General features: G+C 72.4%; 9 protein-coding genes. 7 read left to right on the top strand and 2 right to left on the bottom strand.

Annotation, left to right across the window (positions count from 1 at the left end; genetic code table 11):
• From ACNFOC_RS40370 to ACNFOC_RS40350, 5 genes are all read left to right on the top strand, one after another.
• Positions 1-1,575: gamma-glutamyltransferase (locus ACNFOC_RS40370; protein WP_416963988.1), on the top strand; the 1,575-nt coding region annotated here is incomplete at its 5' end.
• Positions 1,572-3,518 carry a primary-amine oxidase gene (locus ACNFOC_RS40365; protein WP_416963987.1) on the top strand — a complete coding sequence of 649 codons (1,947 nt, stop codon included), beginning with the start codon at positions 1,572-1,574 and terminating at the stop codon, positions 3,516-3,518. The genes ACNFOC_RS40370 and ACNFOC_RS40365, both read left to right, overlap by 4 nt.
• A 30-nt stretch (positions 3,519-3,548) precedes the next feature.
• On the top strand, positions 3,549-4,901 hold the full coding sequence (locus ACNFOC_RS40360) for a Rieske 2Fe-2S domain-containing protein (RefSeq protein WP_416963986.1): 1,353 nt from the start codon (positions 3,549-3,551) through the stop codon (positions 4,899-4,901).
• A 5-nt stretch (positions 4,902-4,906) separates the two neighbouring features.
• The gene (locus ACNFOC_RS40355) at positions 4,907-6,343 is read left to right on the top strand and encodes a glutamine synthetase family protein (RefSeq protein WP_416963985.1); all 1,437 of its coding nucleotides are present in this window, start codon (positions 4,907-4,909) and stop codon (positions 6,341-6,343) included.
• Positions 6,333-7,319 (top strand): PDR/VanB family oxidoreductase, encoded by a 987-nt coding sequence (locus ACNFOC_RS40350; protein WP_416963984.1) that lies wholly within the window; start codon positions 6,333-6,335, stop codon positions 7,317-7,319. The genes ACNFOC_RS40355 and ACNFOC_RS40350 overlap by 11 nt, the downstream gene beginning before the upstream one ends.
• Here the strand turns inward: ACNFOC_RS40350 and ACNFOC_RS40345 are convergent.
• Entirely contained in the window at positions 7,316-7,801 is a 486-nt protein-coding gene (locus tag ACNFOC_RS40345) for an Lrp/AsnC family transcriptional regulator (RefSeq protein WP_416963983.1), read from the bottom strand. The genes ACNFOC_RS40350 and ACNFOC_RS40345 overlap by 4 nt on opposite strands.
• 129 nt (positions 7,802-7,930) lie before the next feature.
• On the opposite strand from ACNFOC_RS40345, the gene ACNFOC_RS40340 reads away from it, so the two are divergent.
• Complete coding sequence (locus tag ACNFOC_RS40340; protein WP_416963982.1) at positions 7,931-9,217, top strand: MFS transporter; 1,287 nt, start codon at positions 7,931-7,933, stop codon at positions 9,215-9,217.
• On the opposite strand, the gene ACNFOC_RS40335 is transcribed toward ACNFOC_RS40340, so the two are convergent.
• Positions 9,135-11,957, bottom strand: coding sequence for an AfsR/SARP family transcriptional regulator (locus ACNFOC_RS40335; protein ID WP_416963981.1), 2,823 nt, complete (start codon positions 11,955-11,957; stop codon positions 9,135-9,137). The two genes, ACNFOC_RS40340 and ACNFOC_RS40335, sit on opposite strands and share 83 nt — an antisense overlap.
• Before the next feature lie 220 nt (positions 11,958-12,177).
• Between ACNFOC_RS40335 and ACNFOC_RS40330 the strand changes: the two genes are divergently transcribed.
• A partial coding sequence (locus ACNFOC_RS40330; RefSeq protein WP_416963980.1) for an IclR family transcriptional regulator occupies positions 12,178-12,905 on the top strand: 728 nt, incomplete at its 3' end.

Below are 12,905 nucleotides of genomic sequence, written 5' to 3'. Positions count from 1 at the left end.
CTCCCGCACCGTGCTCCTCCCGAGGGACGCCGCATGACAGCCGCCTCCCCGCTGATCCTGGCCGCACCGCACCCGGCGGCGCTGACGGCGGCCCGCCGCGCGGCCGAGCGAGGCGGCAACGCCGTGGACGCGGCGCTGGCGGCGGCCGCCGCACTCACCGTCGTCTACCCCCACCAGTGTTCCCTGGGCGGCGACTTGATCGCCCTCGTGCACGCCCCCGGCGGCTCGGTGCGCGCGGTGATCTCGGCAGGCGCCGCCGCACAGGCCGTAGACGTCGAGGCGCTGCGTGCCGCCGACCGGCGGATGCCCGCGCAGGGGCCGCAGACGGTGACCGTGCCCGGTGTGGTGGCGGGCTGGACCGCGCTCGCCGAAGCCCACGGGACGCCGGGTGCTCTGGCCGCCGCGCTGCGGGACGCCGCCGAACTGGCCGAGGGCGGGGCCACCGTGTCGGCAGGTCTGGCGCGCGCCATCCATGAGCGGGCCCCGCAGATCGGCGCGGACCCCGGGCTCACCGCACTGCTGACCGGCCCCGACGGCGCGCCTCTCGACGAAGGCGACCCGCTCCCCCAGCCCCAACTGGCCGCCGTACTGCGGACGCTGGCCGACGATCCGTCGTCCTTCTACCGGGGCGCGGTCGCCGAGGTATTGGCGGACGGGCTGCGCCGGGCCGGGAGTCCGCTCACCGCGGGCGATCTCGCGGCCCATCAGGCGGAGAACGGCGAGCCGTTGACGCTGGACGTGGCCGGAACTCGCTGGTGGACCGCGCCGCCGCCGAGTCAGGGGGCGAGTCTGCTGGCCGTACTGGAGACCGCCGCGTCGGCGGCGAAGCTGCCCGAGCCTGAGCGCACCGGCGTGCTGGCCACCCGCTGCCAAGACGCCTCGGCAGCACGGGACTTGCTGCTGGGTGACCCGCTCGGCCCCTCGCCCGTCGACCTGGACGGACTGCTGCGGCCGGCTCCGCTCGCCGGTGCGCGACCGCCCGAGCCGTCCTTCCGGCCCGCCGGCGACACCGTCGCGATCACCGCCGTGGACGCCTCCGGGCTGGCCGTCTCCCTGATCCAGAGCGTCTACCAGACCTTCGGCTCCGGCATCTGCGACCCGGAGACAGGCATCGTGCTGCACAACCGCGGCTCGGCGTTCAGCCTGCTGCCCGGCCATCCGGCCCTCGTCGGCCCCGGGCTGCGGCCCCCGCACACCCTGTGTCCCGTGCTCGGCCGGTCCGCCGAGCTGCTGCTCGCGGCCGGTTGCCAGGGCGGTCGGGCGCAGCCACAGATCCTCGCCCAGACCGTGCCCGAGCTGATGGACCCGGCCGCCGATCCGACCGCCGTCCTCGACCGGCCCCGCTGGGTGATCGGCGCCCGCGACATCGGTCACGAGACACCGACTCTGCTGGCCGAGCCCGGGTCCGTCCCGGCGGGCGCGTTCCCGTCGGTGGTTCCGGTGGTCGTGGCGCCGGGCCGTACCGATCTGGCCGGTCACACCCAGGCCGTACGACTGTCCGCCGACGGCCGGCTGGACGGCGCGTCCGATCCGCGCGCCGACGGCGGCACCATCTTGGAAGGAAACCCGCTGTGAGCACTCTGGCCCCCGAACCCGTACCGGCCGACGCACCCCACCCGCTGGACCCGCTCACCGTCGCCGAACTGACCACGGCCGTACGGGTGTTGAGGGCCGACACCAGGGTCCCCGACGACGCCCGGTTCTGGGGCGTCGCGCTGGACGAGGACCACGCACGCCGCGCTGGCCCCGGGGATGCCCGACGCGCCCGCGCGGTCGTGTTCTCCACCTCTGTACGCCACGCCTTCGAGGTGGACCTCGAACTCGGCGACAAGCCGCAGACCACCGCGTGGCGGGAGTTGGACGTACGCAGCCCGGGCTGTTCCTCCGAGGAGGCGCGGCAGGCAGCGGCGGCCTGCCGGGCGGACCCGCGTTTCCAGGAGGCGCTGGCGCTGCGCGGTATCCACGACGTGTCGCTGGTGATGGTGGACCCGGAGTCGATCGGCGGCTTCGAACCGCCCGAGTACGCGGGCCGCAGGCTGACCTGGGGCAGTGTCTGGCACCGCACCTCCGAGGACGACAACGGCTATGCCCGCCCGGTGCAGGGAGTCGTGCCGATCATCGACATGGAGACCATGGAGATCCTGCACATCGAGGACCACGGGGTGGTCCCGCTGTCGGAGGAGTCGGGTGTGTTCTCGGCCGGGACGGTGGCGGAGCGCCCTGGGCTGAAGCCTCTGGAGGTCGTCCAGCCGGACGGCCCGAGTTTCACCGTAACCGGGCAGCGGATCGACTGGCAGGGGTGGTCGGTCCGGGTCGGCTTCAGTCATCGCGAGGGGCTCGTGCTGCACGACCTCGCCTTCGCCGCCGCCGGGAAGGCTCCCCGGCAGGTGATCCGGCGTGCGGCCGTCAACGAGATGTACGTCCCCTACTTCGACACCGCCTCCACCCAGTACCGGAAGAACTTCTTCGACTGGGGCGAGTACGGCGCGGGTCCGCTCACCAACTCCCTTGCCCTGGGCTGCGATTGCCTCGGTGTCATCCAGTACTTCGACGCGGCGGTGCTCGGCGGCGACGGTGTCCCCCGGCTGATCCCCAACGCGGTCTGTGTGCACGAGGAGGACGACGGCATCCTGTGGAAGCACCACGACGGCCGCACGGGCCGTACGGAGGTGCGCCGTTCGCGTCGGCTGATCATCTCGGCGTTCGCCACCGTCGCCAACTACGACTACGGCTTCTACTGGTCGCTGTACCAGGACGGTTCGGTGATGCTGGAGATCAAGATGACCGGCATCCTCTCCGCCACCGGCGTCGAGGAGGACGAGGCGACACCGTACGCGCGCCGGATCGCGCCGAACGTCGCCGTCACCAACCACCAGCACTTCTTCAGCGTCCGCCTCGACATGGCGGTGGACGGCGATCCCAACCGGCTGGTCGAGGTCACCGCCGAGCACGAGCCCGACCCGGTGCTCGACCCGTACGGCAACGCGGCGAGGACCGTGCTGCGGCCGATCCTCAGCGAGACGGAGGGCGCCCGGCGCACCGATCCGTCGCGCGGGCTGCACTGGCGGGTGGAGAGCACCGAGTCCCGCAACCGGATGGGTGAACCGACCGCGTACCGCGTGCACTTGGAGAACACGGCGGTGCTGCCGGTGCGCGAGGACAGTGTGTGCGCCCGCCGAGCGCCGTTCGTGGGGCGGCAGTTGTGGGCCACGGCCTACGACGCGGACCGGCGGTTCGTCGGCGGCGAGTACCCGAACCAGGCCGAGCCCGGCGCGGACGGCGTGCACAAGTGGCAGGAGGAGAACCGGTCGTTGGAAGGCACGGACCTCGTGCTGTGGGCCACGGTCGGCTCGCACCACTTCCCGCGCCCTGAGGAGTGGCCGGTGATGCCGGTGGCCAAGGCGCGGCTGCGTCTGGAGCCCGACGGCTTCTTCGACCGCAACCCCGCCCTGGACGTGCCCGCACCCAACTCCTGCCACACGCCTAGCCCCACAGCCCCGGACCACTGCTGCGGCTGACCGCGCCTCCCCTCCCCCGAAAGGCGTCCCATGCGCGAGGAAGAGAACACACGGCTCACCCGGACCGGTCCCGGCACCCCGGCCGGTGAGTGGATGCGCCGCTACTGGCAGCCGATCGCCCTCAGCGAGGAACTCGACGGCGTACGACCGCTGGTGGCGCCCAAGGTGATGGGCCAGAACCTGGTCCTGTTCCGCGACGAGCAGGGCGAACTCGGTCTCGTCGACCGCGGCTGCCCGCACCGCGGCGCCGACCTGGCGCTCGGCCGGCTGGAGGACGGCGGACTGCGCTGCTGCTTCCACGGCTGGCTGTTCGCCCGTGACGGCTCCTGTCTCGACACACCCGCCGAGCCGGTCGACAGTCCGCTCAAGTCCCGTGTGCGGCTGGGCAGTTATCCGGTCCGCGAGATCAACGGCATCATCTGGGGCTACCTCGGCCCCGGCGAAGCGCCCCAACTCCCCGCCCTGGACTGCTTCCAGGCGCCCGCCGACCACGCCTTCGCCTGGAAGGGCCTGTTGGAGTGCAACTGGCTCCAGGCCCTGGAGGTCGGCATCGACCCGGCCCACGCCTCTTACCTCCACCGCTTCTTCCAGGACGAGGACCCCGCCGACAGTTACGGCAAACAGTTCCGCGCCGCCTCCCAGGGCACCGATCTCCCGATGACGAAGATCCTGCGCGAGTACGGCCGCCCCGACATCGACGCGGCCCGCACTCCGTACGGGATCCGCCTCACCGCCCGGCGCACGCTCGACGGCACGGACACCCAGGGCCTGCCGATGGACGGCAGCCGTACCCATGTCCGCATCACCCACCAGGTGTTCCCGCACGCCTTCCACATCCCGCTCGACGCGGAGACGGCGATCACCCAGTGGCATGTGCCGATCGACGACAACTCCAGTTACTGGTATGCCCTGTTCACCAGCGTCGGCGGCCCGGTGGACCAGGACGAGATGCGCCGGCAGCGGGTCGGCGCGGTCACCCTGCCCGACTACCGGCCGCGTTTCGGCCGCGCGAACGGCTACGGCTACGACCCGGTGGAGCAGCGGACGACGACGTACACCGGGCTCGGGACGGACATCAACGTGCACGACCAGTGGGCGGTGGAGGGTCAGGGTTCCGTCCAAGACCGTACCCGCGAGCATCTGGGCCGCTCCGACAAGGCCATCGTGATGTACCGGCGGATGCTCGGCGAGGCCATCGCCACAGTCGAGCGCGGCGAGGACCCGCCGCTGGTGCTGCCGGCCGAGGAGGCCGGACAACTGCACGGACCGGTCGCCCTGGACGGGATCGGCCCCACCGAGGGCTGGCTGGAGCACTGGACGGCCGTCACCGACAAGCAGCGCGCCGACAGCAGTTGGGCGCAGCCGCTGGGAACGGACGGCTGAGCCGCGTGGGATTCATCGAACGGCACGGCCTGTGGAACGCCGAACAGGCCGCCGCCGCGCGGGAGATACAGGAACGCGCCGAGAGCGGCGGGATGACGGTCGTACGGCTGGTCTTCGCCGATCAGCACGGGCTGCTGCGCGGCAAGACGGTCACGATGGGCGAGCTCACCAACGTGCTGCGCGACGGCACCGGCATCGCCTCGTCCCTGCTCGCCAAGGACACCTCGGGACGGACCGTGTTCCCGCTGTTCACCAAGGAGACGCCGCTCGGGCTGCCCGAACTGCGGGGCGCCGCCGACATGGTGATGGTGCCCGACCCGCTGACCTTCCGAATGCTGCCGTGGTCGCCGGGCACGGGCTGGCTGCTGTGCGACCTGCGCTTCACCTCCGGCGCGCCGGTCCCGCTGTGCACGCGCGGGCTGCTGCGCTCGGTCCTCGACCAGGCCGACGGACTGACGTACCGCACCGGTCTGGAGGTGGAGTTCCATCTGTTCCGGCTGGACGATCCGCGTCTGGGCCCCGGTGATCAGGGTCAGCCGGGTGCCGCGCCCGAGGTCGGGATGCTGAACCACGGCTACCAGTACCTCAGCGAGCTGCGCTACGACGAACTCGACCCCATCCTCGACGTCCTGCGCTCGAACATCGAGGCACTGGGACTGCCGTTGCGCAGTCTGGAGGTGGAATTCGGCCCGAGCCAGGTCGAGTTGACGCTCCAGCCCGCAGACGGCCTGGGCACGGCCGACGCGATGGTGCTCCTGCGCAGTGCGGTGAAGCAGGTCTCCGCCCGCCACGGCCACCACGCCACCTTCATGTGCCGTCCCCATCTGCCCGGGGTGTTCTCCAGCGGCTGGCATCTGCACCAGAGCATGCTGCGGGACGGCGTGGGTGTCTTCGCGCCGGAGGTCGGCGAACTCACCGCGTCCAGGCCCCCGTTGTCGCCGTACGGGACCGCCTTCCTGGGCGGGCTGCTGCGGCACGCGCGGGCCACGAGCGCGTTCTCGACGCCGACTCTCAACGGTTTCAAGCGCTTCCGCTCGCTGTCGCTGGCGCCGGACCGCGCGGTGTGGGGGCGGGACAACCGTGGGGCGATGGTGCGAGTGCTGGGTGACGGACCGTCATCCACCCGGCTGGAGAACAGGATCGGCGAGCCGGCCGCCAACCCGTACCTCTACCTCGCCTCCCAACTCGCCGCCGGGCTGGAGGGCGTGGCAGGTGGCCTGGAACCCGGACCGGCCGCCGACGAGCCCTACGCGGCACGCGCCGAGCCGCTCCCCCGCTCACTGGGCGAGGCCCTGGACGCGCTGGAGTCCGACCGCATGCTCGCCGACCGGCTCGGCAAGGACTTCGTGGCGTACTACACGAGCATCAAGCGAGCCGAGATCACCCGTTTCAGCCAAGAGGTGACCGACTGGGAACAGCGGGAGTACTTCCGTGTCTTCTGACCTCGTCTCCCCCGGCGCGACGACCGAGCGGCTCCTGGTCCGCCAGGCCCGCTGGGTCGCCCACGACGTGCTGGAACTCCGGCTGACCCGGCCCACCGGCGGCGCCCTGCCGTCCTGGGAGCCGGGCGCGCATGTGGAGTTGACGCTTCCCTCGGGGCTGCGGCGGGCGTACTCGCTGTGCGGGGAGGTGGCGGACACCGAGGCGTGGACGGTCGCCGTGCACCGCGTGCCCGAAGGACGTGGCGGGTCGCGGGAGATCCACGAAACCGCCCTGGTGGGCCGGGAGTTGGACGTACGCGGCCCGGTCAACCGGTTCCCGCTGGTACCCGCACCGGGCTATCTGCTGCTGGCCGGCGGCATCGGCGTCACCCCGCTGCTGCCGATGGCCCGCGAACTCACCGCCCGCGGCCTGCCCTGGCGCCTCGTCCTCGGCGCCCGCGACCGGTCCCGGCTCGTCTACGCCGAGGAGTTGGCGGCGCTGGGCGGTGACCGCGTGCTGCTCCTGCCGCAGGACGAGGCAGGCCTCCCGGACCTGGCGGCCGAACTCGCCGCTACTCCACCCACGCACGCCGTCTACGCCTGCGGCCCGCAACCGATGCTCGACGCGGTGACGGCCCTGTGCCGTACGGCCGGCCCGGCGCGGTCGCTGCATCTGGAGCGCTTCACCGCGGCCGACGACGCGATCCCGGATCAACTCGGCGCCGGGAGCGGGGAGTTCGAGGTGGTGCTCAGCCGTTCGGGCCTGCGGCTGACCGTGCCCGCCGACCGTTCCGTACTGGACGTCGTACGCGAGAAGCTCCCGGACGTGCCGTACTCCTGCGAGGAGGGCTACTGCGGTACCTGCGAGACACCGGTCACGGCCGGGGTCCCGGACCACCGCGACACGGTGATCGAGCCGTCCGAACGCCCCACCGCCACCACGATGATGATCTGCGTGAGCCGTTGCGAGTCCCCGGTGCTGGAGCTGGATCTCTAAGCGCGACTCTTCGCCAGGCGATGCAGCAGAGCCCGAGGTCGGTAGGGAATGATCTCGGCCAGGGAGATGGCGGTGCTGGTCCTGCCGACTCCGTCGATGGCGAGGATCGCCTTGGTGATGCGGTGCAGGTCGGCGGTGTCCTGGGCGACGACGTGCGCGAGGAGGTCGGCGTCGCCGGTGGTGTAGTGGACCTCGATCACTTCGGGGAGGTCGAGCAGGCCCGCGTGGACGCTCTCAGGCTCGGCCTGGCTCACCGCGAGCGACATGAACGCCACCAGGCCGTATCCGAGGGCGGCGGGGTCGACGCGTCGGCTGACGGGCTTGAGCACGCCGTCGGCGGCCATCCTCCGCAGCCGGGCGTGAACGGTGTTCCGGGCCACGCCCAGGGTCTGGGCGAGGGCGAGGATCGTCGCGTCCGGGTCGTCGTCCAGGGCCAGGACGATCCGCGCGTCCAAGGGGTCCATCAGCGTCATGGTGCGCATTCTGCCACCTGGGAGCCATGTAATTGAGCATCTGTCGCAGCAGATGGAGCATGTGTTGCGCTGATGCCCCGGCGTGTGGTCAACCTGATGGGCCAGTCACCCCTCCGCCCTGATGAAGGACCGTCCGCCATGGCCGTGAGTTCGCACCCCACCGGTACCGGTCGCTCCTGGGTCGTCGTCGTGTCCGCCGGAGTCGCTGCCGGGCTTCAGGTGTGGAAGGTCCCGCCCGCGCTCCCCTTCCTGCGACACGACCTGTCGCTGAGCCTGGTCCAGGCCGGGACCCTGCTGGGGATCGTCCAACTGGCCGGGATGCTCGGGGGACTTGCCGTCTCGCTGCTGGCCGAACTGATCGGTGAGCGTCGCTGTCTGAGCATGGGGCTGGTCCTGTTGTGCCTCGGTTCGGCGGGCGGGGGTTTCGCCTGGTCGGCGGCGCCTCTGCTGGTCTCGCGGGCGGTCGAGGGGGCGGGTTTCATCCTGGTGGCGGTGATGGGCCCGGGGTTGGTCCGGCGCACCGCTCCGCCCGCCCGCTTCACCACGGCCATGGGGTTCTGGGGCGCCTACCAGGGCATCTCCACCTTCGCCGGGCTCATCATCGGCGCGCTGGCCCTCCAGGTGATGCCGTGGCGGGTGTGGTGGTGGGGCATGGCGGTGATCGCGCTGCTGCCGTTGCCGTGGGTCCTGGCCCGGGTTCCCCGTGACGACGCGGGTGGTGTGCGCGGCGCGGCGAACGCTCTCTCCCGTATCGGCCGTACCGTCCGGGCACCGGCACCTTGGACGGCCGGTCTCGTGTTCGCCTGCTACACCCTGCCGTGGATGGCGGTGGTCGGGTTCCTGCCCACGATCTACCGCGACGGCGGGATGACGGGCAGCTGGCCGGGTGTGCTGAGCGCGGTGGTCGGTGCGGCGAACACCGTCGGTTCGATCGCCACGGCGGCACTCATGAGGCGCGGTCTGCCCACCGGCGTCCTCATCGTCCCCGCGTTCGTCCTCATGGCCGTCACTTCCGTGCTCGCCTTCGCCGTCGACTGGCACGGCCTCCCGGCAGGTACCGCTTGGCAGTTCGTGTGCGTCACGGCCTTCTCGCTGACCGGCGGTGCGATACCGGCGACGTTGTTGCGCATGATCGGTGAGTTGACACCGGCCGGCGGCTCCGCTCCCGCGACCATGGGTCTGATCCAGCAACTCTTCAACGCCGGCAGCTTCGTCGGCCCCACCGTCGCCGCCTGGCTGGCCACCCGCACCGGCGACTGGCACTCCACCTGGTGGATCACCTGTGCCTGCGCGGCCGTCGGTATCGTCCTCGGTCTCCGCCTCGGTGACCGATCCGGACCCGCTACGGCAACTTCCCTTCCCCGAGCCGCTGTTGGAGTCCGGCGCGGAGGGGATCGTCGTCGGGCAGGCCGAGTTCGGCGGTGAGGTCGAGTGCGCGGGTCCACACCTCGTGGGCGGCGTCGGACTGGCCCGCGCTGCGATGGCTGTCGCCGAGGCAGATCAGACAGGCGGCCTCGCTGTGCCGCTCCCCCGTGGCGTGGAACAGCTGGGCCGCCTGCCGGTAGCGGTCGACTGCCTGTTGGTAGCGGCCCAGTTGGTGGTGGATGTAGCCCAGACTGTCGGAGATGTGGGCCTGCCCGTCCACGTCTCCGGCCGCCTGCGCGAGTTCGAGGGCCTGCTCGCAGTGGGCGAGCGCGCGGAGATGGTCACCGAGGTGCGCCTGCCGCCAGCCGATGTGGTTCAACGCGGCGGCCTGTCCTGCCCGGTCGCCCGCGGCCCGGTAGTGCTCCAGGCTCCGGTAGGCGTGCTCCAGGGCGAGTTCGGCGTTGCCCTGGGCCCCCGACATCCGCGAGAGATGCTGATGGGTGCGGGCCTGGCCCGCGTCGCTGCCGACCGCGGCGAAGAGTTCGAGGGCCCGCAGATAGTGCTCCCGGGCCGGTGCCGGGCACTTCAACCGGTCCAGGGCCAGGCCCAGTCCGCGGTGGGCGCCCGCCCGGCCGGCCGGGTCGCCCTCCCGTTCGGCGGCGGCCAGGGCGCGGTGCCCGGCGGTGAGCAGCGCCTGCCAGTATCCGTGCCGGTCCAGGAAGGTGGTCAGTACGGTGACCAGCCGCCACGTGTGGGCGTCGAAGCCGGGCTGCTGCTGCCGTACGAGCGCCAGCAGCACCGGGTGTTCGGCGGCGAGCCAGGCCAGTGCGCGGCCGTAGTCCCCGAACTCCACCGGGTTCGCGCCCGGTCTGGGCGCGGGCGATTCCACCGGGTTGGGCTGCGGGGTCACCAGGACGTCGGCCGCCCGCGCGGTGTGCAGGTAGTGGTCCATCATCCGGTGCCGTGCCGACCGGCGTTCCCACTCGTCGTCGTACGCGGTCACGAGTTCCCCGGCGTAGACCCGCAGCAGGTCGTGGAAGGCGTACCGTCCCGGGGCGTGTTCGACGAGCAGGTGGCCGCCGGTCAGTTCGGCCAGCAGCGCCCGGACGCGCTCGGGCGGTGCCCCGGCCAGCGCGGCGGCCGCGCGCTGGTCCAGGTCCGGTCCCGGGTGCAGCGCCAGCAGACGGAACAGCCGGGCCGCGGCCGGGCTGAGCGCGCTGTAGGACCAGGAGAACACCGCCCGTACCTGACTGGACTCCTCGCCCCCGTCGAGCGCGTCCAACCGGCCGCCCGCTTCCCGGAGTTCCTCGGCGAGTGTCCCCAGGGGCTGATGCGGTTGCGCGGCGGCGCGTGCCGAGACCACGGCCAGCGCGAGGGGCAGTCCCGCGCACCAGGTGACGACGGCGGCCACCGCCGCCGGTTCGGCGGCGACCCGGCCCGCACCGAGCCGCTCCGCCAGTACGTCCCGTGCGGCGGCCGGTGTCAGCGGGTCCACGGCGAGCAGATGGGCGCCCTCGGTCGCGGCCAGCCCGGTCAGCCGGTTCCGGCTGGTCACCAGCGCCATGCAGCCGACCGCGCCCGGAAGCAGCGGGCGGACCTGTTCCTCGTCACGGGCGTTGTCGAGTACGACCATCATCCGACGCCCCGTCAACAGGCTTCGGTACAGGCCGACTTGGGCCTCCAGTCCAGGGGGCACCCGCTCCGGCCGTACTCCGAGCGCGTCCAGGAACCCTCGTACGGCCTCGGTCGGCTGCACGACCGATCCCTGCGGGTCGAAGCCCCGCAGGTTGACGTACAACTGCCCGTCGGGGAAGGCGCTCTCGACCCGGCGCGCCCAGTGCACGGCCAGGGCGGTCTTCCCCACCCCGGCCATCCCGGACACCGCCGAGATCACGACGGCGGCGGACTCGCCCTCGGCCGAGGCGAGGATCGCGGCGAGCCGGGCGAGTTCTCCGTCGCGGCCGGTGAATCCTCGTACCGCCATGGGGAGTTGGGCGGGTAGCTCGGTCCGTCGTGCCACCGCCGACGGCTCGGGGCGTGGAGTCGACGCGGAGCGGTGGCCGCGCAGGATCGACTGGTGGAGCTGGCGCAGCGCGGGTCCCGTGTCGGTGCCCAGTTCCTCGGCCAGCCGTTTGCGGACGGCGGCGTAGCAGTCCAGGGCCTCCGCGCTGCGGCCTGTCTCGTGCAAGGCCCGCATCAGCGCTTCGGCCAGGGGTTCCGCGAGCGGGTACTCGCCGAGCAGGCCGGTCAACGGGCCGATGACGGGGGCGGGATCGCCGTGGCGCAACTCCGCGCGGGCCCAGCCGACGGCGGCGTCCTGGTGCTGGCGCCGCCAGGCCTCGCGCATCCGGGCCGCCCACTCGCCGTTCAGTCCGGACAGCGGCTCTCCGCGCCACAGGTCGAGTGCCTCGCGCAGCAGCACCGCCCGCGCGGGGTCGGCCGGTCCCGCCGCCCGCGCCTGGTCGACCAACTGCCGGAAGCGGTACACGTCCACCTGGTCCGGGCGGGCCTCCAGGAGGTACCCACCGGAACGGCGCACCAGTAATAAGGGTTCCCGCGGGGTCTCGGCCGCCTGCTCGCACATCCGCCGTATCCGGGCGACATGGGCGTGCACCGCGCCGCGCGCGCCGTCCGGCGCGTGCGGGCCCCAGACCCGCTCGATGACCACGTCGACGGCGACGGGCCGGCCGACGTCCACGGCCAACGCGGCCATCACGGTGCGGCGTTGGGGCGGGCCCACCTCCACCGCGCGCCCCTCCGCCGACAGTTCCACCGGCCCGAGCAACTGCACGTCCACCATGGCGTGTGCCTCCCCTTACACAAAGCCTCCTCCTTTTCTTCACGGACGTGTATGCGGCGCGACAAGCCTTCGACAAGGTTTCTCGTCACACACCGGTGCGAATCTGCTGGGGAACGGCCGGGACGCCGACCGCGTCCCGTCCGGGCATGACGGCAGGGCCGTCGCCTGGCGGCTGCGCAACAGGCAAACGGGGGCGAGACGTGTGATCACACGGGGAGTGATGGCACCTGAGACACGGGTGCCGGTACGGCGGCCGGAGACCTTACCGGCCGCCACGGGGAACGCCGGCGGAAGGAGCGTGCTGGAGGGCGCCTTCGCGCTGCTGGAGGCGGTGGAGCGGGCCGTGGAGGCGGGGCCGACGAGGCTGGCGTCCGACTGCGGGCTGCCCAAGACGACCGCGTACCGCCTGCTGGAACAACTGGCGGACCTGGGCGCGGTCGAGCGGTGCGGAGGGAGTTACCGGGTCGGCCCGCGGATGTTCCGCCTGGGGCGCGCGTGGCAACCGCATCCCCGGCTGCGCGCCGCCGCGAAGGAACCGATGCGCCGGCTGGCGCAGCTCACGGGGACGACGGTGGGGATCGCCGTGCTGTGGAAGGGCGAGACGCTGATGGTCGAGTGGTGTCCCGACGACGCCCGGCGGCCCGATCCGCTGGAGACCCGGATGACCTGGCCGTGGTTCACCGCGGCGGGCAAGGTCCTGGTGGCCACGGCCGCGCCTGCACCGCTGCTGGGGCCGCTGCCCGCGTCCTGGGCGCGGGACGCCGACGCGATACGGGAGCACGGTGCCGCGTTCGACCGGGAGGAAGTGGTAACCGGTGTGTGCTGCGCGGCGGTTCCGCTGCTCGGGGTGCGCGGTACTCCCGTGGCCTCCCTGTGCGTCCTCACCGACCCGGCCCACCACTTGGAACGGCTCGCGGAGACCGCGCGCCGGACGGGGCGGGTGATCAG

Source organism: Streptomyces colwelliae (genome assembly GCF_048158785.1).
Lineage (GTDB): Bacteria > Actinomycetota > Actinomycetes > Streptomycetales > Streptomycetaceae > Streptomyces.
Note: the sequence above shows the minus strand (reverse complement) of the source record. Positions and strands in the feature narration are given on the sequence as shown.

Coding starts and splice junctions, on each gene's coding strand:
- ACNFOC_RS40335 (WP_416963981.1), bottom strand. CDS start 11,957: ATGGTGGACGTGCAGTTGCTCGGGCCGGTGGAACTGTCGGCGGAGGGG.
- ACNFOC_RS40360 (WP_416963986.1), top strand. CDS start 3,549: ATGCGCGAGGAAGAGAACACACGGCTCACCCGGACCGGTCCCGGCACC.
- ACNFOC_RS40345 (WP_416963983.1), bottom strand. CDS start 7,801: ATGCGCACCATGACGCTGATGGACCCCTTGGACGCGCGGATCGTCCTG.
- ACNFOC_RS40340 (WP_416963982.1), top strand. CDS start 7,931: ATGGCCGTGAGTTCGCACCCCACCGGTACCGGTCGCTCCTGGGTCGTC.